This window comes from Streptomyces sp. NPDC006393 (assembly GCF_040628575.1).
In the GTDB taxonomy this organism is placed as follows: Bacteria; Actinomycetota; Actinomycetes; order Streptomycetales; family Streptomycetaceae; genus Streptomyces.
The window spans coordinates 42,082-61,357 of the sequence record NZ_JBEXZD010000043.1 but is presented as its reverse complement, the minus strand read 5'-3'; the positions used below and the strand labels follow the sequence as shown (position 1 = coordinate 61,357).

General features: G+C 71.6%; 17 protein-coding genes and 1 pseudogene. 13 read left to right on the top strand and 5 right to left on the bottom strand.

Translation table 11 applies throughout. The features are described from left to right. The 5 genes from ABZ484_RS19690 to ABZ484_RS19670 all read left to right on the top strand — a co-directional run. On the top strand, window positions 1-399 hold a 399-nt coding region (locus tag ABZ484_RS19690), incomplete at its 5' end, for a pyridoxal-phosphate dependent enzyme (protein WP_358867166.1). A 128-nt stretch (window positions 400-527) separates the two neighbouring features. Further along, window positions 528-1,151 carry a GntR family transcriptional regulator gene (locus ABZ484_RS19685; protein ID WP_358867165.1) on the top strand — a complete coding sequence of 208 codons (624 nt, stop codon included), beginning with the start codon at window positions 528-530 and terminating at the stop codon, window positions 1,149-1,151. A gap of 268 nt (window positions 1,152-1,419) precedes the next feature. Beyond that, on the top strand, window positions 1,420-4,122 hold the full coding sequence (gene aceE, locus ABZ484_RS19680; protein ID WP_358867164.1) for a pyruvate dehydrogenase (acetyl-transferring), homodimeric type: 2,703 nt from the start codon (window positions 1,420-1,422) through the stop codon (window positions 4,120-4,122). Between the two features lie 82 nt (window positions 4,123-4,204). Beyond that, a complete protein-coding gene (locus ABZ484_RS19675) occupies window positions 4,205-5,176 on the top strand; it encodes a WYL domain-containing protein (protein WP_358867163.1) in 972 nt (323 codons plus the stop codon). Between the two features lie 108 nt (window positions 5,177-5,284). Continuing rightward, entirely contained in the window at window positions 5,285-5,803 is a 519-nt protein-coding gene (locus tag ABZ484_RS19670) for a DUF4240 domain-containing protein (protein WP_358867171.1), read from the top strand. Between the two features lie 133 nt (window positions 5,804-5,936). Here the strand turns inward: ABZ484_RS19670 and ABZ484_RS19665 are convergent, their stop codons facing one another. Beyond that, window positions 5,937-6,752: a peptidoglycan recognition protein gene (locus ABZ484_RS19665; RefSeq protein WP_358867170.1), complete on the bottom strand. Its 816-nt coding sequence runs from the start codon at window positions 6,750-6,752 to the stop codon at window positions 5,937-5,939. A 239-nt stretch (window positions 6,753-6,991) separates the two neighbouring features. On the opposite strand from ABZ484_RS19665, the gene ABZ484_RS19660 reads away from it, so the two are divergent. Then, window positions 6,992-8,176, top strand: coding sequence for a MarP family serine protease (locus tag ABZ484_RS19660; RefSeq protein ID WP_358867169.1), 1,185 nt, complete (start codon window positions 6,992-6,994; stop codon window positions 8,174-8,176). Window positions 8,177-8,204: 28 nt separating this feature from the next. Here the strand turns inward: ABZ484_RS19660 and ABZ484_RS19655 are convergent, their stop codons facing one another. Next, window positions 8,205-8,702: a GNAT family N-acetyltransferase gene (locus tag ABZ484_RS19655; RefSeq protein ID WP_358867162.1), complete on the bottom strand. Its 498-nt coding sequence runs from the start codon at window positions 8,700-8,702 to the stop codon at window positions 8,205-8,207. A gap of 58 nt (window positions 8,703-8,760) precedes the next feature. Between ABZ484_RS19655 and ABZ484_RS19650 the strand changes: the two genes are divergently transcribed. Together ABZ484_RS19650 and ABZ484_RS19645 are read left to right on the top strand one after the other, a co-directional pair. Then, window positions 8,761-9,657: a TIGR01777 family oxidoreductase gene (locus tag ABZ484_RS19650; RefSeq protein WP_358867161.1), complete on the top strand. Its 897-nt coding sequence runs from the start codon at window positions 8,761-8,763 to the stop codon at window positions 9,655-9,657. Between the two features lie 159 nt (window positions 9,658-9,816). Beyond that, complete coding sequence (locus tag ABZ484_RS19645) at window positions 9,817-11,343, top strand: NAD(P)/FAD-dependent oxidoreductase (protein WP_358867160.1); 1,527 nt, start codon at window positions 9,817-9,819, stop codon at window positions 11,341-11,343. 321 nt (window positions 11,344-11,664) lie between these two features. Here ABZ484_RS19645 and ABZ484_RS19640 read toward each other — a convergent pair whose 3' ends face one another. Further along, window positions 11,665-13,161 carry a regulator gene (locus ABZ484_RS19640; RefSeq protein ID WP_358867159.1) on the bottom strand — a complete coding sequence of 499 codons (1,497 nt, stop codon included), beginning with the start codon at window positions 13,159-13,161 and terminating at the stop codon, window positions 11,665-11,667. A gap of 244 nt (window positions 13,162-13,405) precedes the next feature. Here ABZ484_RS19640 and lipB point away from each other — a divergent pair, with 244 nt between their 5' ends. From lipB to ABZ484_RS19620, 4 genes are all read left to right on the top strand, one after another. Then, complete coding sequence (lipB, locus tag ABZ484_RS19635; protein WP_358867158.1) at window positions 13,406-14,203, top strand: lipoyl(octanoyl) transferase LipB; 798 nt, start codon at window positions 13,406-13,408, stop codon at window positions 14,201-14,203. 115 nt (window positions 14,204-14,318) lie between these two features. After that, the gene (gene lipA / locus ABZ484_RS19630) at window positions 14,319-15,284 is read left to right on the top strand and encodes a lipoyl synthase (protein WP_358867157.1); all 966 of its coding nucleotides are present in this window, start codon (window positions 14,319-14,321) and stop codon (window positions 15,282-15,284) included. A gap of 267 nt (window positions 15,285-15,551) precedes the next feature. Further along, the gene (locus tag ABZ484_RS19625) at window positions 15,552-15,752 is read left to right on the top strand and encodes a hypothetical protein (protein WP_358867156.1); all 201 of its coding nucleotides are present in this window, start codon (window positions 15,552-15,554) and stop codon (window positions 15,750-15,752) included. Between the two features lie 67 nt (window positions 15,753-15,819). After that, a complete protein-coding gene (locus ABZ484_RS19620; RefSeq protein WP_358867155.1) occupies window positions 15,820-16,518 on the top strand; it encodes a DUF4191 domain-containing protein in 699 nt (232 codons plus the stop codon). Between the two features lie 99 nt (window positions 16,519-16,617). On the opposite strand, the gene ABZ484_RS19615 is transcribed toward ABZ484_RS19620, so the two are convergent. Next, a complete protein-coding gene (locus ABZ484_RS19615; protein ID WP_358867154.1) occupies window positions 16,618-17,085 on the bottom strand; it encodes an RDD family protein in 468 nt (155 codons plus the stop codon). Window positions 17,086-17,293: 208 nt separating this feature from the next. Here ABZ484_RS19615 and glnA point away from each other — a divergent pair, with 208 nt between their 5' ends. Further along, the gene (glnA, locus tag ABZ484_RS19610) at window positions 17,294-18,703 is read left to right on the top strand and encodes a type I glutamate--ammonia ligase (protein ID WP_358867153.1); all 1,410 of its coding nucleotides are present in this window, start codon (window positions 17,294-17,296) and stop codon (window positions 18,701-18,703) included. Window positions 18,704-18,715: 12 nt separating this feature from the next. Here glnA and ABZ484_RS19605 read toward each other — a convergent pair. After that, a pseudogene (locus ABZ484_RS19605) lies at window positions 18,716-18,975 on the bottom strand (hypothetical protein); the annotation flags it as partial. Window positions 18,976-19,276 lie beyond the last annotated feature (301 nt).

The window sequence follows — 19,276 nt, the reverse complement described above, 5'->3', positions numbered from 1 at the left end:
CCAATCGTTCAAAATAAAGTCATTAAAAATCCAGAAACTGTTGCTACTGCTATTCGTATTGGAAATCCTGCGAGTTGGGAGAAAGCGACTAATGCACTTAAAGAATCAAATGGATTAATTGATAGTGTAACTGATGAAGAAATTTTAGAAGCTTATCAAATGATGACATCTAAGGAAGGGGTTTTCAGTGAGCCCGCTAGTAATGCATCTATTGCAGGTTTAATTAAATTAAAACGTGCTGGTCGCTTACCACAAGGAAAAAAACCGCCCGGAATCTCCGGGCGGGGGCACCGACGTAAGGGGCGCGGGGCTGTATTCCTGTGCGGCTCCGCCGCGTGGGCGCGCCCAGCCACAGGACGACCCGCACCCGCCGGACGACGGACGACCCCGAGCTCATAGGCGCCCCCGCCGAACCACCGGAGGTGTGCGCCTCGTCTCACCTGCGCGAGAGCGCCCCCACGCGCCCTTCCCGCGGAGCGAACCCGCCGTATTGTCTAAACGTCAAACGCCCCGACTGAGGAGCCCTCATGACCGCGCCCGTCGTCCACTCGCTGCGCGAACAGATCCGCGAGCACATCGTGGAGGGGATCGTCAGCGGGCGCTGGAAGCCGGGCGAGCGGATCGTGGAGCGGCGGATCGCCACCGAGCTGGAGGTCAGCCAGACCCCCGTGCGCGAGGCCCTGCGCGAGCTGGAGTCGCTGCGGCTGATCGAGTCCGCGCCGAACAAGGGCGTGCGCGTGCGCAACCTGACCGCGGCCGACCTGGAGGAGAGCTACCCGGTGCGGGCCGGTCTGGAGGCCATCGCGGCGGAGCTGGCGGCGGAGCGCCTCGCGCAGGACTGCTCGGCCCTGGAACCGCACGTGCTGGCCCTGTACGAGGCAGACCGCAACGCCGACGGCACCGCCCAGGTCCGCCACACGGTCGGCTTCCACCGCGAACTGGTGCGCGCCGCGCACAACTCCGTGCTGCTGCACACCTGGGAGGGCCTGGGCATCGAGGTCTTCACCGCGCTGTCGATCCGCTGGCTGGGCACCGTCCAGCAGTCGTACGCGGAGGAGCACGAGGAGCTGGTGCAGGCGTTCCGCAGGCGCGACCCGCGGATCCCCGAGCTGGTGAAGGCTCATGTCCTGGGGTGCGCGCCGCGGGCGTGACCCAGGTCTCCCAGTCGAGCATCACCCCGCTCACCTGCGGAAATCATTCGAAAACGCGGCACCGCGTGCCTGCGCGCAGGGCACCCCGTGCCGACTTTCTCGGGATCGAGAGGTTTTGGCCCTCAACCCTTTGATCGATCATCGATCAGGGAGTTAGAGTCACCAACGGGCTTCCACCAGAGCCTCAGCCCTGTCCTGCCAAAGACCAAGGGCACCCCCGAACCCTTACCAGATGAGGGAACCCCCTTCGACTGAGGAAGGCGGCGACATGACCGACCCCAACGCCATCCAGCCGAGCGAGCTCGACCAGCTCCCGGACCGCGACCCCGAGGAGACCGCCGAATGGCAGGCCTCGCTGGACGCCGTCGCCGAGGCGGCCGGGCCGCACCGTGCCGCGTACCTGATGCGCCGCACACTGGAGCGTGCCGAGGGCACCGGCGTCGCCCTGCCCAAGCTCCTCGAGACGGACTACGTCAACTCCATCCCGACCGCCGCCGAGCCGGCCGTCCCCGGTGACGAGGCCATGGAGGCCCGGATCACCGCGTGGAACCGGTGGAACGCGGCGGCGATGGTCACCCGCGGCAGCAAGCACGGCGTCGGCGGCCACATCGCCACCTTCGCCTCCGCGGCCTGGCTGTACGAGACGGGCTTCAACCACTTCTTCCGCGGCAAGGAGGGCGACGGCTCCGGCGACCAGCTCTACATCCAGGGCCACGCCTCCCCCGGCATCTACGCCCGCGCCTTCCTGGACGGCCGGCTCACCGAGCAGCACCTGGACAACTTCCGTCAGGAGGCCGGCGGCAACGGCCTGCCGTCCTACCCGCACCCGCGCCGCCTGCCCTGGCTGTGGGAGTTCCCGACGGTGTCCATGGGCCTCGGCCCGATCTCGGCGATCTACCAGGCGCGGTTCAACCGCTACCTGACCAGCCGCGGCATCAAGGACGTCTCCGACTCCCACGTGTGGGCGTTCCTCGGCGACGGCGAGATGGACGAGCCGGAGTCCACCACCGCGCTCACCCTCGCCTCCCGCGAGGGCCTGGACAACCTGACCTTCGTCATCAACTGCAACCTCCAGCGCCTGGACGGCCCGGTCCGCGCCAACTTCAAGATCGTGCAGGAGCTGGAGGCCCTCTTCCGCGGCTCCGGCTGGAACGTGATCAAGACGCTGTGGGGCACCGCCTGGGACGAGCTGTTCCGGCTCGACACCACGGGCGCGCTGGTACGCCGGCTGCGCGAGGTACCGGACGCGCAGGTGCAGACGTACCAGACCCGCGACGCCGCCTACATCCGCGAGGACTTCTTCGGCAAGGACCCGGCGCTCGCCGAGATGGCGAAGCTGCTGAGCGACGACAAGATCCTCGAGTGCTTCCACCTCTCGCGCGGCGGCCACGAGTCCCGCAAGGTCTACGCCGCCTACAAGGCCGCCCTGGCGCACAAGGGCGCCCCGACGGTGATCCTCGCCCAGACGGTCAAGGGCCACACCCTCGGTGAGGGCTTCGCCTCGAAGAACGCCAACCACCAGATGAAGAAGCTGACGGTGGACGAGTTCAAGGCGATGCGCGACCGCCTGGACCTGCCGATCAAGGACAGCGACTTCGTCGACGGCCAGGTCCCCTACGGCCACCCCGGCGCCGACTCCCCCGAGGTGCGCTACCTCCAGGAGCGCCGCGCCGCCCTCGGCGGCCCCGCCCCGGCCCGCCGCGTCCACCCGCTCCCGGCGCTGCCCGCCCCGGCCGAGAAGGCCTTCGCCGCCTTCGACAAGGGCTCCGGCTCGCAGAGCGTGGCCACCACCATGGCGTTCGTCCGCCTGGTCAAGGACCTGGTCCGCGACAAGGAGACCGGCAAGCGCTGGGTGCCGATCGTCCCGGACGAGGCGCGCACCTTCGGCATGGAGTCGCTGTTCCCCTCGCTGGGCATCTACTCGCCCAAGGGCCAGACGTACGAGCCGGTCGACCGCGACCAGCTGATGTACTACAAGGAGGCCAAGAACGGCCAGATCCTCAACGAGGGGATCACCGAGGCCGGTTCGATGGCCGACTTCATCGCCGCGTCGACCGCGTACGCGACGCACGGCGAGGCGATGATCCCGTTCTACATCTTCTACTCGATGTTCGGCTGGCAGCGCACCGCCGACCAGATGTGGCAGCTCGGCGACCAGCTCGGCCGCGGCTTCCTCGTCGGCGCCACGGCCGGCCGCACCACGCTGACGGGTGAGGGCCTCCAGCACGCCGACGGCCACTCGCCGGTGATCGCGGCGACCAACCCGGCGGCGCTGACGTACGACCCGGCGTTCGCGTACGAGATCGCGGTCATCGTCAAGGAGGGCCTGCGCCGCATGTACGGCGAGGCGGCCGAGGGCGAGGACCAGGACGTCTTCTACTACCTCACCGTCTACAACGAGCCGCTGCCGCAGCCGGCCAAGCCGTCCGGCCTCGGCATCGACGAGGGCATCGTCAAGGGCCTGTACCGCTTCAACACGGCCGAGTCGGCGGGCCTGACGGTCCCGGCGAACGCCCCGCGCATCCAGCTGCTGGGCTCCGGCACGGCGATCCACTGGGCGCTGAAGGCGCAGCGGCTGCTGGCCGAGGAGTGGGGCGTGGCCGCCGACGTGTGGTCCGCGACCTCCTGGGGCGAGCTGCGCCGCGACGCGATGGAGGCCGACGCGGCCCTCCTGCGCGGCGAGGACCGGGTGCCGTACGTGCGCCAGGCGCTCCAGGGCGCCGAGGGCCCGGTGCTGGCGGTCTCCGACTACATGCGCCAGGTCCCGGACCAGATCGCGCAGTGGGTCGAGCAGGACTGGTCCTCGCTGGGCGCCGACGGCTTCGGTCTGTCGGACACCCGTGACGCGGCCCGCCGCCACTTCGGCGTGGACGCCGAGTCGATCGCCGTCGCCGCCCTGGCCCAGCTGGCCAAGCGCGGCGAGGTGAAGGCCTCGGCGGTCAAGGAGGCCCGGGAGAAGTACGGCCTGTAAGGGCTGAGGGCCGACAGGCGACGAAGGGGTACGGCACTCGCCGTACCCCTTCGCTGTCGGTGGCCCCCGGCATCATGGGCCCATGCGTGCCGCCCGTCTGATCAAAATGGTGCTGCTGTTGCAGTCCCGGCCCTCCATGACCGGCGCCGAGCTGGCCCGGGAGCTGGAGGTGTCCGAGCGGACCGTCACGCGGGACGCGCAGGCGCTGTCCGAGGCGGGTGTGCCGGTGTACGCGGACCGGGGGCGGGCCGGCGGGTACCGGCTGATCGGCGGGTACCGGACGCGGCTGACCGGGCTCGCGCGGAGCGAGGCGGAGGCGCTGTTCCTGAGCGGGGTGCCGGGGGCGCTGCGCGAGATGGGTCTCGAGGACGTGGCCTCGGCGGCCCGGCTGAAGGTGTCGGCGGCGCTGCTGCCGTCGCTGCGGGACGCCTCCCGCAGAACCGCCCAGCGCTTCCACCTGGACGCGCCGAACTGGTTCACCGAGCCGAGGACGCCCGAGCTGCTGCCCGCCGTCGCCGACGCGGTGTGGGACGACCGGCGGATCACCGCGCGCTACCGGAGCGGTCGGGCCGAGGTGGAGCGCGAGCTGGAGCCGTACGGGCTCGTGCTGAAGGCGGGGGTCTGGTACCTGTGCGCGCGGGTGGCGGGCCGGGGGTCGTACCGCGTGTACCGCATCGGCCGGTTCACGGCCGTCGAGGTGGGCGAGGAGCGGTTCGAGCGCGACGAGGACTTCGAGCTGCCCGCCTTCTGGGCGGAGCGCGCCGAGCAGTTCGCACGGTCGATCCTGCGGGCCGAGGTCGTCGTACGGCTGTCTCCGGCCGGGATGCGCGCACTGCCGTACGCCGTCGATCCCGCCGCCGCCCGGGAGGCCCTCGCCGCCGCGGGGGCGCCGGACGCGGACGGGTGGCTGACGGTGACCCTCCCGGTGGAGTCCGAGGAGGTCGCCCACGGCCAGCTCACCTCGCTCGGACCGGAGGTGGAGGTGCTGGCCCCCGGTTCGCTGCGCGAGCGCTTCGCGCGGGACGCGCTGCGTCTGGCCGCGCTGTACCGCTGACGTCTGACCGCGCTGTACCGCTGACGGCAGGCCGCCTGATAACGATCCGCCGCACTCCGCCGCACTCCGCGTGCGGGCCCCGGCCCGAGGGCCGATGCTTGACCCGTGATGGACGAGACGGAGTTCTGGGAGCTGATCGACGCCACGCGCGGGGCCGCCGAGGGGGACCCCGAGGAACAGGCGGATCTGCTGGTGGAACGGCTGCTCGAGTTCGACCCGGAGCTGGTGCTGGACTTCGCCCGTCACTTCGAGGCGCGGTACAACCGCGCCTACCGCTGGGACCTGTGGGGCGCCGCCTGGGTGCTGCTGGACGGGGCGAGCGACGACGCGTTCGACTTCTTCCGGTGCTGGCTGATCGGTCAGGGCCGGGAGGTCTTCGAGGGGGCCGTGCACGACCCGGACTCGCTCGCGGATCTCCTGGACGACTTCGACGAGGAGATCGACGGGGACGGCGAGGAACTCGGCTACGCGGCCGACGAGGCCTACGAACAGCTCACCGGCACCGTCGCCCCCGACCTCGGCATCGCGCCCGCCGCGCCCGAACCGGAGGGCTCCCCCCTCGCCTTCGAGGACGACCGGGCACTCGCCCAGCGCTATCCCAGGCTGTGGGACCGGTTCCGGGAGTGATTCCGGGGACACGGGCCCCAGGAGTGATTCCGGTGTCACGGACCCCGGGGGTCATTCCGGTGTCACGGACCCCGGGGGTCATTCCGGTGTCACGGACCCCCGGCAGTGAGGTCCTCAGCCCCGGCCCCGCCGCTCATCTCCTCCTGCCCTGGAGCCTGCCCTGGAGCCGGGCCGCCGCCTCCCGGATGGCGGGGAGCCGGACCGTGAGGGCCGCGCCCGGGCAGTCGGTGCGGAAGCCGTCGTTGTGGCCGGCCAGGGCGGGGAGCAGGGCGGTGGTGCCGACCGGGTACCGGCTGAGCGTGTTGCTGGAGACCAGGGTGACGGAGGAGCGCGGGTCGACCCCGGCCAGGCCCAGTTTCCAGGCGGCCAGCGCGGCGATCGCGTCCGTCATCGCCCGCGGCACGGGGGTACCGGCCGCGAACGTGCCGATGGCCGCGATGCCGGCCGTGCGATGGTTGAAGCCCTGGGTGTGGGCGCCGGTGACGGGGCGGTCGACGCCGCCGGCGCGGCCCTCGTAGATCGTGCCGCAGCGGTCGACGAGGAAGTTGTAGCCGATGTCGTCCCATTTGCGGGCGCCGGTCTGGCCCGCGTACAGGTAGCGGATGATGCGCGGGGTGTCGGCGCACTTGTAGTCGTTGGGCGAGTCCGTGTGGTGGACGAAGACGGCGACCACCTTGTCGTCGTAGCGCGGCGGCGGCTGCCGGTGCCGCGTCGTGGCGTCCAGCCACACCGTCCGCGGCACGATGCGCGGCCGGGGCGCGGTGTGCCGGGAGCCGGCCTGCTGCGGCGCCTCGGCCTGCGCGGGCTCCGAGCCCGGCGCCTGGGCGCGCAGCCCGTCCGGCGCTTCCAGGGCCAGTGTGTGTTCGACGCTCTGGGCTCCCAGCAGCACCGCGCCGACGGCGGTGGCGCCCGTCAGGCAGCACAGCAGTGTCACGGCGGTGCTCCGCAGCCGTTCCGGGCACCGGTGCGCCACGCCGAGCCGGCGCCGGCCTCGCGGGCCGGGCCGTCCCGGGGTGCGCCCTGCCTTCCCCACTCCACGCATGAGCTCACTGTCACCCCCATCCGGTCCGTCCGCGATGTGTGGTGTGCCACCTGGTGGAACCATCGTCCTGGTCGGGGTCGTTTCTGGTGGTACACGTACACGTGGCCGGATCCCGGATCCGCGTGCCCGAGAGAAAGGCGGCCTGCGTGGACCTGCTCGATCTCGTGCTGGTGCTGCTGATCCTGCTCTACGCGGCGTCCGGCTACCGGCGCGGACTGGTGGCCGGCTGTGTCTCGTTGGCCGGGTTCGTGGGCGGTGCGGTCGTCGGCGTGTGGGTGCTGCCGTGGGTGATGGACTTCGTCACGCGCGGGACGACGACGGCGACGGTCACCGCCGTGCTCACGGTGCTGGTCCCCGCGGTGGCCGGGCACGAGCTGGCGGGACGGCTCGCGCTGCGGCTGCGGAGCGAGCTGGACCACGGGCCGCTGCGGGTGGCCGACGGGATCGGCGGGGCCGCCGCCAACGCGGTGGCGGTGCTGATCGTGGCCTGGGTGGCGGCGAGCGTGCTGGGCGCCTCCTCGTCCCCGGTGGTGACGACGGCGATACGTGACTCGACGCTGCTGGGCGCCGTGCAAAAAGCGATGCCGGACACCACGCCGGCCTGGTTCTCGCGCGCCACCTCCGCGCTGACCGAGGCGGGCTTCCCGCAGGTCTTCAACCCGTTCGAGAACGAGCCGGCGGCGGGCGTGGCCAAGCCCTCCGGCGACAGTGTGACGGCCGCCGCCACGAACGCCGCCCGGCTCAGCACGGTGAAGATCCTGGGCACCTCCGGCAACCAGGGCCGCGAGGGCAGCGGCTTCGTGTACGCGCGGGAGCATGTGATGACCAACGCGCACGTGGTGGCGGGCATCGACGATCCGGCCGTGCGGATCGGCGGCGTGGGGCACGCGTACCAGGCGCGGGTGGTGCTGTTCGATCCGGACCGGGACGTGGCCGTGCTCTACGTCCCCGGCCTGCGCGCCCCCGTGCTGCGCTTCGACGGCACCGCCGCGCGCGGCGACGCGGCCGTGGTCGCGGGCTATCCGCAGGACGGCGGCCTGGACCTCCAGGCGGCGACGGTGGCGAACCGGATCCGGGCGACGGGCCAGAACATCTACAACACCGCCACGGTCACCCGGGAGATCTACGCGGTCCGCTCCACCGTCCGCCCCGGCAACTCCGGCGGCCCGCTGCTGACCGGCGACGGCCGCGTCTACGGCATGGTCTTCGCCCGCTCCACCTCGAACAGCGAGACGGGCTACGCGCTGACGGCGGACGAGATCGCCTCGGACGCGCGGCAGGCGGCGACGGCGACGACGGCGGTGGACACGGGCCCGCTGGTGTCCGCCTGAGTCACGCGGGACGTGTCAGGGGTTCCGGTCACAGCAGGCGGCCCATGAGCACGTCGTCGACGTAGGCGCCGTCCAGCAGGAACTCCCCCGGCTGGACGCCTTCCACGACGAAGCCCTCGGACTCGTACAGCTTGCGGGCGGCGGTGTTGTGGCCCAGCACCCGCAGGCTGAGGCGGCGGGCGCCCTGGCGGCGGGCCTCCTCGACGGCGGCGCGCAGCAGGGCGCGGCCGACTCCGGCGCCGCGCGCCTCGTGGGCGACGGCCAGGCCCCGTATCTGGCGGACGTGCGCGTTGGACGCCAGCGGTGTGGCCAGGGCCAGCCGGATGTAGCCGGCGACGGCGCCGTCCAGCTCGGCCACGAGGATCTCGTCCGGCCCGGATCGCTCGGTGAAGAAGGGCTCGTACGGCGGCTGCGGGCGCGGCTGCACGGCGTGCAGCGTGGACCAGGTGGCCCGGTCGAGCCGGGCGAGCGGGTCTTCGTCGTCGGGTGTGGCGGGGCGTATGTGGACGGCCGGCATGGAGATCACTCTACGGCGGGAGCCGAGGGACGCCCCGGAATTTCCGTGCCGCGGGCAGGATGGGCGCATGGAACGTTCGCGAATCGCGGTGGCCGGCGCGTCCGGTCTCATCGGCAGCGCACTGGTGCGGTCCCTGGTCTCGGACGGGCACGAGGTGGTGCGCCTGGTGCGCCGGGCGGCCCGGGGCCGTGACGAGGTCTGCTGGGACCCCGAGCGGCAGTACGTGGACGCGGCCGGGCTCGCCGGGTGCGACGCCGTGGTCAATCTGGCGGGCGCCGGGGTGGGCGACCACCGCTGGACCGAGGCGTACAAGAAGACGATGCGGGACGGCCGGGTGCTGGGCACGGCGGCGCTCGCGGAGGCCGTCGCCTCCCTCGACGCGCCGCCGCGGGTGTTCGTCTGCGGCAGTGCGGTCGGCTTCTACGGCGACACCGGGGAGAAGGCGGTCGACGAGAGCGCGCCGCCCGGGGACGGTTTTCTGCCCGAGCTGTGCGTGGCCTGGGAGGAGGCCGCGGCGGCGGCGCAGGAGGCGGGCATCCGGACGGTGTTCGCGCGCACCGGGCTGGTGGTGGCCCGCCGGGGCGGGGCCTGGGGGCGGCTGTTCCCGCTGTTCAAGGCGGGGTTGGGCGGGCGTCTCGGCGACGGGCGGCAGTACTGGTCGTTCATCGCGCTGCACGACGAGGTGGCGGCGCTGCGGCATCTCATCGACACCGGGAGCCTGTCGGGGCCGGTCAATCTCACCGCGCCGCAGCCGGTGACGAACCGTGAGGTCACGGCGGTGATGGGGCGGGTGCTGCGCCGGCCGACGCCGTTCGCCGTGCCGGCGCCGGTGCTGCGTGTGGTGCTCGGGGAGATGGCGGGGGATGTGCTGGGCAGCGCGCGGGTGGTGCCGAAGCGGCTGCTGGAGTCGGGGTTCTCGTTCGCGTTCCCGGGGATCGAGGACGCGGTACGGGCCGCCCTGTGATGCGGTGCGACCGTATGCGACCGCCGTGCGACCGTGCCCTGTCGATGCGCGACTGCACCTGACCGAATACGACCCTAACCTCGTGCCGAACTCGGGTATTCCTCAAGCCGGTTGAGGGCATCACAGCTCCACCGGTCGCGCAACCTCGAGGAGGGGCACGTGCTTGAGCCCGCGTACCAGGTGGATGTCGTCGTGGTGGGAGCCGGGGTCGCCGGGCTCTCGGCGGCCCATCGGCTGACCAGCGCAGGAGTAACGACCGCAGTCCTGGAAGCCGCCCCTTACGTGGGCGGCCGTATGTCGACGGAGAAGGTCGACGGGTTCCGGCTCGACCGGATCGGGCAGTTGCTGTTCACGTCCTATCCCCAACTGGGCCGGGGCCCGGGGCTGGACTCGCTCGTGCTGCGCCCCTTCGCACCGGGGGTCCTGCTGCACAGCGACGGCCGTCACCACCGCGCGGGCGCCCCGGCGGGTGGAGGGAGCGCACGGAGCGCACGGGGCGCACTTCATGCCGTGCGCGCCCTTGCGAGCGCCCCCCGGCCCTCCGCTCCCTCCAGGGGCGTCCTGACGGGCCGTGCCCTGCGCCCCGTCCCGCCCGGCACCGGGCTCCGCCCGGACACCCCGCCGGACACCGGCGCCGCCCCCGCGACACGGCTCGACGCGCCCTTCCCCGGCACCGCGCGGCCGGCGCCCCCCGGCAGGTCCCGGCCCGGACTGGGCGACCGCGCCCAGCCCTTCGGCATCGGCGCGCCCCTGCGCCTGCGCACCGCGCTCGCCCGGATCGCCGCCACTCCGGTCGAACGTCTCCTGGCCCGCCCCGAACTGCCCGCCGGCCAGGCGCTCGCGACGCGCGGGCTGCCCGCCCGCACCGTCGACGGCTTTCTGCGGCCGCTGCTGTCCGCCCTGCTGTGCGACCCGGACCTGACCACTTCCAGCCGCTGCGCGGACCTCGCCTTGCACGCCTTCGCGAGCGGCCGGCTGTGCCTGCCGGAGGGCGGCGCGGAGGTCCTGCCGGAGCTGCTCGCCGGGGCGCTGCCGCCGGGCACGGTGCACACCGGGGTCCGGGTGACCTCCGTCGCCACCAACTCGGTGACCACCGCCGAGCACGGCGAGATCCGCTGCCGCGCGGTCCTGGTCGCCACCGACGCGCGCACCGCCGCCGAGCTGCTGCCCGGTCTGCGCGTGCCGGACTTCCACCCGGTGACGGTGGTGCACCACACGACGGACGAGCCCCCGGCGACGGGCGGGCACCTGCTGCTCGACTCGGACCGCGGCGGGCCGGTCGCGCACACGGCGGTGATCAGCCACGTCGACCCGTCCCGGGCCCCCGTCGGCCGGGCCCTGGTCTCCTCGACGGTCCTGGGCGATCCCCCGGCCGACGTCGACGCCGCCGTACGCCGCCATCTGTCCCGCCTGTACGGCACCTCGACCGCCCGCTGGGAGACGCTCGCCGTCCACCACACCCGCGAGGCGGTCCCCGCGATGCGTCCCCCGCACGACCTCCGCCGTCCGGTACGCCTTCTGGCGGGCCTGTACGTCTGCGGCGACCACCGCGACACCAGCACCCTCCAGGGCGCCCTGCACTCGGCCCACCGGGCCTGCGCAGCCCTCTTGGCGGACCTGGGCGCGGGCCGCTCCCTGCACCGCGCGGACCCGGAACCGACCTCCCCGAGAGCGGCGGCGGCCTGACACCGCCCCGGCCCGGACGCGCCCGCCCATGCGCCGGACACGTCCCAACCGAGTCATGTCCGCGCCGACGTCCGCCACGCACCGGCCGACACGTGCAAACCGGAACCGAGGCGCACACCACACGGCGAGTCCGCCGCCCGGCGGACTCGCCGTGTGGCCGCACGCACCGCGGCCGCACGCGCCGTCGACGGGCCCGGCCCGGCCAGAGACGACGACTCCCACGGCCGGGCACACGCCCTGGCCGCCACGGGCCCCGTCCGGGGCGCCGCAGGCCACGCGCTCCCGCCACCGCGTCGCCCCGCGCCCTCTCTCTCATTTCTCTCAGTTCAGGGCCGCGAGCTTGTCGCGATACGTCCGTACGGCGGTCGCGTCCTTGTACGGCTCCAGGCGGCGTTCGAAGTCGCGGACGTACTCGTGGGCGCGTACCGAGCGCATCTCGGCGGCCTGGGCCGCCGCCTCGGCGGCGAGGCGGCAGGCCTGGTCCAGGTCGCCGAGGCCGAGGCGGGCGGTGGCGAGGACGACGCGGCAGAAGAGCCGGCTGCGGGCGTACGCCGGGGCGCGCATCTGGAGCGCGCGCTCGGCGTGCTGCGCGGCGGCGCGGTACTGCTGAAGGTCCCGGTGGCAGTGCCCGAACTCGTCGGAGAGCTGGGCCTCGTCGAAGGGGCGCGCCCAGAACGGCACCTCGTCGCCCGGCCGGGCGCCCTCCAGGGCGCGCTCGGCGCGCACCAGGGAGGCCGTGCAGGCGCGCACCTCGCCGAGCACGGCGTGCCCGCGCGCCTCGGCGGCGTGCAGCAGCGCCTGGACGACCGGCGGCGCCGAGGTGCCGATGCCCTGCTGGGCCACCCGCGCCAGCTGCACCGCCTCCCGCCCGTGCGCGAGGTAGACGGCCTGCCGGCTCATGGTGACCAGCACATAGGCGCCGTAGGGCCGGTCCCCGGCGGCCTGGGCGAGCCGGAGCGCCTGCACGAAGTACCGCTGCGCGAGCCCGTGCGCGGCGATGTCGTACGACGTCCAGCCCGCGAGCCGGGTGAGGTCGGCGGCCGCCGCGAACAGCTGGCGGCCCGTCTGCTCGCCGTAGGCGCCGCGCAGCATCGGCTCGCACTCGTGTTCCAGGTAGCGCACGAGCGCCTGGCGGGCGTGGCCGCCGCCGTACATGTCGTCGAGGGCGCGGAACAGCTCGCCGACCGAGCGCAGCGCGGCGACGTCCCCCGAGGTGACCCGCTGCCCGGCCTCCCGCTCGGTCTGGTCCCGGTCGGCCCGGCCGCGCTGGCGGGGCACCCCGGCGATCTGCGGCTGCCGGTCCGCGAGCGCGGCGGCCTCGGCCGGGCGGCCCTGGGCCGGGACCCGCGCGGCGGGCCCCTCGCCGCGCGCGACCCGGTCGTCGGCGCGCCCGATGAGCCAGTCCCGGCTGGGCACCACGAGACCGGCCGGGGTGAAGGCGATCTTGCGCAGTTCGGCGTGGCTGCCGGAGTCCTTGCGCCACAGCCCGCTGACGATGTCGACGGCCTCCTCGGGGGCGGCCGCGAACTCCAGCCCCGCGTAGACGGGCGCGCAGGCGTCCAGTCCGAGGTCCTGCGCGGTCAGCCGGCGGCCGAGACGCCGGGTGAAGACCTCCGCGATGAGGGCGGGTGTGGTTCCCCTCGGCTGCTGCCCGCGCAGCCAGCGGGTGACCGACGTCTTGTCGTATCTGAGGTCCAGCCCGTGTTCGAGACCGAGCTGGTCCACGCGACGGGCCAGACCTGCGTTGGAGAACCCCGCTTCTGCGATGAGCGCGGCGAGCTGGCGGTTGGGAGTGCGCTGCGCGGGTCGTTCCGTCATCTGCGGTGCGGTCTCCTGCCTTTCGGGCACGCACGCGGCCGCGTGGTGCCCGGATTGCCTGTGAGCAGCCCTTATGGCCTCATGAACGGCGCGAATGTAGCGGAGAGTGAGCAGCCGACCGCAATCTTCGCCCGGCATTCATCCGATCGTGTGAGGATTGCCCGCAGGGCTGACGCGCGACGGCCGGACGTACAGTGGCGTGGGCATGTTTCGTGCCTTACGACCTTCCAGGGAGGCGCTTGCCGTGAGTGAGCTGCGGTTCGTCCGCATGGGATTCGGTGCGGACATGGTGGATTACCAGGTCGCCTGGGACGAGCAGCGCCGGGTGCACGCCGCCCGTTTCGCCGACGAGATCCCCGACACCTGCCTCCTCCTCGAGCACCCGCCGGTCTACACCGCGGGCCGCCGCACCGCCCCCGAGGAGCGTCCCCTGGACGGCACCCCGGTCATCGACGTGGACCGCGGCGGCAAGATCACCTGGCACGGCCCGGGCCAGCTCGTCGGCTACCCGATCCAGAAGCTGCCCCGGCCCGTGGACGTGGTCGCGCATCTGCGCCGCCTGGAGGAGGCGATGATCCGGGTGTGCGCGGAGTTCGGCGTCGAGACCTCGCGCGTCGAGGGCCGCGCCGGGGTGTGGGTGCTCGGCGACCCCGTCGAGGAGCGTCCCAAGCTGGGCGGGCTCCAGCTCGACTTCGACCCGCGGACCGCCGACTCCGAGTTCGACCCCCGGCTCAACGGCCCCGAGTACGCGCCGTCGAACGCCGGCCAGCGCCGCGAGGACCGCAAGATCTGCGCCATGGGCATCCGCGTGGCGAAGGGCGTCACCATGCACGGCTTCGCGCTGAACGTGAACCCGGACACCTCGAACTTCGACAAGATCATCCCGTGCGGCATCCGCGACGCGGGCGTCACCTCCCTCTCGTACGAACTCGGCCGCGAGGTCACCATCGAAGAGGTGCTCCCGATCGCCGAGAAGCATCTGCGGGACGTGCTCGGGAACGCGGACCTCAGGCCGCGCGAGATCGAGAAGGCGTCCGCCTGACCGCACGTACGGGGAATGCACCCCGATGGCCATGGGTTGGCCATCCGTGAGGGCCATGAACATCATGGGCGTACCCTGAGGTACGCCGAGGAATCAAAGCTTTAGGGAGCCGGTCGTGTCCGCAGTCTCACCCGACGGACGCAAGATGCTGCGCCTGGAGGTCCGCAACAGCCAGACCCCCATCGAGCGCAAGCCCGAGTGGATCAAGACCCGGGCGAAAATGGGCCCCGAGTACACGAAGATGCAGAACCTCGTGAAGAGCGAGGGCCTGCACACGGTCTGCCAGGAAGCCGGCTGCCCGAACATCTACGAGTGCTGGGAGGACCGCGAGGCGACCTTCCTCATCGGCGGCGACCAGTGCACCCGGCGCTGCGACTTCTGCCAGATCGACACCGGCAAGCCCGAGGCGCTGGACCGCGACGAGCCGCGCCGCGTCGGCGAGTCCGTGGTCACCATGGACCTGAACTACGCCACGATCACCGGCGTCGCCCGCGACGACCTGGAGGACGGCGGCGCCTGGCTGTACGCCGAGACCGTGCGCCAGATCCACGCCCAGACCGCGGACCGCGAGGGCGGCCGCACCAAGGTCGAGCTGCTGGCCCCCGACTTCAACGCGGTGCCCGAGCAGCTGGCGGAGGTCTTCGACTCCCGTCCCGAGGTCTTCGCGCACAACGTCGAGACGGTCCCCCGGATCTTCAAGCGCATCCGCCCCGGCTTCCGCTACGAGCGCTCCCTGAAGGTCATCACCGAGGCCCGCGACTTCGGCCTGGTCACCAAGTCCAACCTGATCCTCGGCATGGGCGAGACCCGCGAGGAGGTCAGCGAGGCGCTCCGGCAGTTGCACGAGGCGGGCTGCGAGCTGGTCACCATCACCCAGTACCTGCGGCCGAGCGTGCGGCACCACCCGGTGGAGCGCTGGGTGAAGCCGCAGGAGTTCGTCGAGCTGAAGGAGGAAGCCGAGCAGATCGGCTTCTCGGGCGTGATGTCCGGCCCGCTGGTACGGTCCTCCTACCGCGCCGGGCGCCTGTACCGGATGGCCGTGGAGAAGCGCGGCAGCTACATCGCCGTCCAGGCGGTCTGACACCTCGTCACCCCAGCGTCCCGCCAAGGGATACCGGCAGCCGTGTGAATTCACGCACAAGAAGCTACCGGCAGGTAGTGGCCGATACGACGCGGTCCCGACCGTCGCCCCAGATCAGGGCGTCCATCAGGGCCGCGTCACCTTTTCGGCCTGCTCCATCAGGGTTTCATCGGTGTTTGACCGGTGGGTCACGCCCTGGTAACACCAAACAGTGACCCTGGACTCACGCCACGTACACCGGAGCCGTTACGAGGGGGGACCTCCACCATGCAGGCCGCGCACGTCCGCGCCACAGCCATTCCGTCCTTCACCGACGCACTGCGTGCGGTCGAGTCGCTGCTGATGAGCGGCGGCCAGCGCACCGCCCGCCGCAACGCCTGGACCTCCGTCCTGGAGGACCGCCGCCGCGCCAAGGACCGGGTCGAGGCCCAGCGCGTCCTCGACCAGTTCCCCGCCGTCCGCCCCTGACCGGCCGCCCCGGCGGTACGGACACTGCCGTCGTCGGGCGCTTGCCGGGCCACGTAGACTTCGTGGCATGGCGAGGAAGGAAACCGCAGCCGAGGCTGCCAACCCGGGGCGACTGAAACAGATCGCCCTGACGTTCAAGATGACCCGCAAGGCCGATCCGAAGATCGGTCTGATCCTGGCGGGTGTCTTCATCATCACCTTCGGGGTCCTCCTCGGGATCGGCTTCGCGATCAGCCACCCGATCTACCTGGGCATCCTGGGTCTCCTGCTCGCCTTGCTCGCGACGGCGATCGTCTTCGGACGCCGGGCGGAGCGGGCGGCCTTCGGGCAGATGGAGGGCCAGCCGGGTGCCGCGGCGGCGGTGCTGGACAACGTCGGCCGCGGCTGGACCACCACCCCGGCCGTCGCCATGAACCGCAGCCAGGACGTGGTGCACCGCGCGGTCGGCAAGGCCGGCATCGTGCTGGTCGCCGAGGGCAACCCGAACCGGGTGAAGTCCCTGCTCGCCGCCGAGAAGAAGAAGATGAACCGCATCGTGGCCGACGTCCCGGTGCACGACGTGATCGTCGGCCAGGGCGAGGGCATGGTCGAGCTGAAGAAGCTGCGCACCACCATGCTGAAGCTCCCGCGCGTGCTGACCGGCCCGCAGGTCACCGCCACCAACGACCGGCTGCGCGCCCTGGGCGACCTGATGAGCAACATGCCGCTGCCGAAGGGCCCGATGCCCAAGGGCATGCGGATGCCGCGCGGCCCGAAGGCCCGCTGATCTCCTGAGTCACGACGATGGGGGCGCCCGGTGATCCGGGCGCCCCCATCGTCGTAACTCTCAGATGCGCACCTCGGATACGCACCTCGGATACGCACCTCAGATGCGCACCTCCACGGTGCCCGCCAGCCGGTCGTGCAGGCCGCGGCCGTCGCGGTCCCAGATCAGGGGCGGGAGGGCGAGGAACAGCAGGACGGTGCGCAGGAGGGCGCGCCAGGGGTTCACCCGCCCGGTGTTCAGGGCGACCACGCGGAGGCCGAAGAGCCGCTTGCCCGGGGTGAGGCCGACGGTGCCGAGCGTGAGGACCATCAGGGCGAACAGGATCAGCGGCGCCCACACCTGGGCCGCCTTGTTGTAGCTGTCCGTGATCAGACCGTATGCGATCAGGAGGCACACGCCCCAGTCCACGACGAGCGCCCCGATGCGCCGGCCCGGGCGGGCGATCGAGTTCGGCCCCTCCTCCGGGAGCCCGAGCTGCTCACCGCGGTAGCCGAAGTCGGCACCCGCTTCTTCCATGGCCGCCCGCGGCCCGGAGAGCCACGATCCGATTGCTTGCCTGTTGTCCACCCGTCCACGGTACTGCGAGGCTGGAAGGACGGGGTCGGCCGGGGTGTCCGCGGACGTGACCCCACCCGGGCCGGTTAACTTCTGCGAAACAAATGGGTCACGCCCGAGAAATCACCCGTCCCTAGGGTCGGCATCAGCGTGTGCCACCGCACTGGCCGCACGAACGATCTACCACCCCGGCGGGACGGTCGGGAGTAGGAGGAGCTGGATGTTCCAGAACGCCGACGAGGCCAAGAAGTTCATCGCGGACGAGGACGTCAAGTTCATCGACGTCCGCTTCTGCGACCTGCCGGGCGTCATGCAGCACTTCACGGTGCCCGTTGAGGCGTTCGACCCCGACGAGGAGCTGGCCTTCGACGGATCCTCGATCCGTGGCTTCCAGGCCATTCACGAGTCCGACATGGCCCTGCGCGCCGACCTGTCCACCGCGCGCGTGGATCCGTTCCGCCGGGACAAGACCCTCAACATCAACTTCTTCATCCACGACCCGATCACGGGCGAGCAGTACTCCCGTGACCCGCGCAACGTGGCGAAGAAGGCCGAGGCGTACCTGGCCTCCACCGGGATCGCCGACACCGCGTACTTCGGCCCCGAGGCCGAGTTCTACGTCTTCGACAGCGTCCGTTTCCGCACGGCGGAGAACGAGTCGTTCTACCACATCGACTCCGAGGCCGGCGCCTGGAACACCGGCGCGCTCGAGGACAACCGCGGTTACAAGGTCCGCTACAAGGGCGGTTACTTCCCGGTCCCGCCGGTCGACCACTTCGCCGACCTGCGCGCCGAGATCTCCCTGGAGCTGGACCGGGCCGGCCTGAAGGTCGAGCGCCAGCACCACGAGGTGGGCACCGCCGGCCAGGCCGAGATCAACTACAAGTTCAACACGCTGCTGGCCGCCGCGGACGACCTCCAGCTGTTCAAGTACATCGTGAAGAACGTCGCCTGGCGCAACGGCAAGACGGCGACCTTCATGCCGAAGCCGATCTTCGGCGACAACGGCTCGGGCATGCACGTGCACCAGTCGCTGTGGAGCAACGGCGACCCGCTGTTCTACGACGAGGCCGGTTACGCGGGCCTGTCGGACACCGCCCGCTACTACATCGGCGGCATCCTCAAGCACGCCCCGTCGCTGCTGGCCTTCACCAACCCGACGGTGAACTCCTACCACCGCCTGGTGCCGGGCTTCGAGGCCCCGGTGAACCTGGTGTACTCGCAGCGCAACCGCTCCGCCGCGATGCGTATCCCGATCACCGGTTCGAACCCGAAGGCCAAGCGCGTGGAGTTCCGCGCCCCGGACGCCTCCGGCAACCCGTACCTGGCCTTCTCGGCGCTGCTGCTGGCCGGCCTGGACGGCATCAAGAACAAGATCGAGCCGGCCGAGCCGATCGACAAGGACCTCTACGAGCTGGCCCCCGAGGAGCACGCCAACGTCGCACAGGTCCCGACCTCCCTCGGCGCCGTCCTCGACCGCCTCGAGGCCGACCACGAGTTCCTCCTCCAGGGCGACGTGTTCACGCCGGACCTGATCGAGACGTGGATCGACTTCAAGCGCGCCAACGAGATCGCCCCGCTCCAGCTGCGCCCGCACCCGCACGAGTTCGAGCTGTACTTCGACGTGTGATATCGCCCCAGGTCAGAGCGGGTAACCGCTCCCCTGGGCCGTCTGTGGGCCGTCGGCCGGTTCTCCCCACGCGGGAGAGCCGGCCGACGGCTTTTCGGCTCCGGGTCTCGGGGCCTGTTCAGGCCGCGCCGTCCTGGCGCACTCGGGGCGCACTCGGAATGCCTGGTCGATGGCCTTGCGGGCCCGATCCCGGCTGTTCGGCAGCAGGCGCGTGTAGGTGCGCAGCGTGAAGCAGGGTCCGAGTGCCCGAGGTACTCGGCCAGGGCCTTCATCAGCAGGTTGCAGGCATCCGACGTCGACAACCCCATGTTGGACGCCCTCCGGATCACGGCTGATCGGCTCTGCTCCGAATACCCGTACTTGCCGAGCGCCCAGCGTGCCGCCGAGGGCAGGGTCTCTGCCATCCCTGCTTATGGTCAGCCGAGAGCTTGCAGCCATCGTCAACCGCGACTTCGCATCCGAGGCGACTGGCCGTGAGTACTTCGATCACCTGACCGCGCTGAGCCGCGATAGCTAGTGCTGAGAGCACATAGGTGGACCGGATTGGGGCGTGCGCCTCCTGTTTGCTGAGCA

Coding starts and splice junctions, on each gene's coding strand:
- glnA (WP_358867153.1), top strand. CDS start 17,294: ATGTTCCAGAACGCCGACGAGGCCAAGAAGTTCATCGCGGACGAGGAC.
- ABZ484_RS19625 (WP_358867156.1), top strand. CDS start 15,552: ATGCAGGCCGCGCACGTCCGCGCCACAGCCATTCCGTCCTTCACCGAC.
- aceE (WP_358867164.1), top strand. CDS start 1,420: ATGACCGACCCCAACGCCATCCAGCCGAGCGAGCTCGACCAGCTCCCG.
- ABZ484_RS19670 (WP_358867171.1), top strand. CDS start 5,285: ATGGACGAGACGGAGTTCTGGGAGCTGATCGACGCCACGCGCGGGGCC.
- ABZ484_RS19620 (WP_358867155.1), top strand. CDS start 15,820: ATGGCGAGGAAGGAAACCGCAGCCGAGGCTGCCAACCCGGGGCGACTG.
- ABZ484_RS19685 (WP_358867165.1), top strand. CDS start 528: ATGACCGCGCCCGTCGTCCACTCGCTGCGCGAACAGATCCGCGAGCAC.
- ABZ484_RS19675 (WP_358867163.1), top strand. CDS start 4,205: ATGCGTGCCGCCCGTCTGATCAAAATGGTGCTGCTGTTGCAGTCCCGG.
- ABZ484_RS19640 (WP_358867159.1), bottom strand. CDS start 13,161: ATGACGGAACGACCCGCGCAGCGCACTCCCAACCGCCAGCTCGCCGCG.
- ABZ484_RS19650 (WP_358867161.1), top strand. CDS start 8,761: ATGGAACGTTCGCGAATCGCGGTGGCCGGCGCGTCCGGTCTCATCGGC.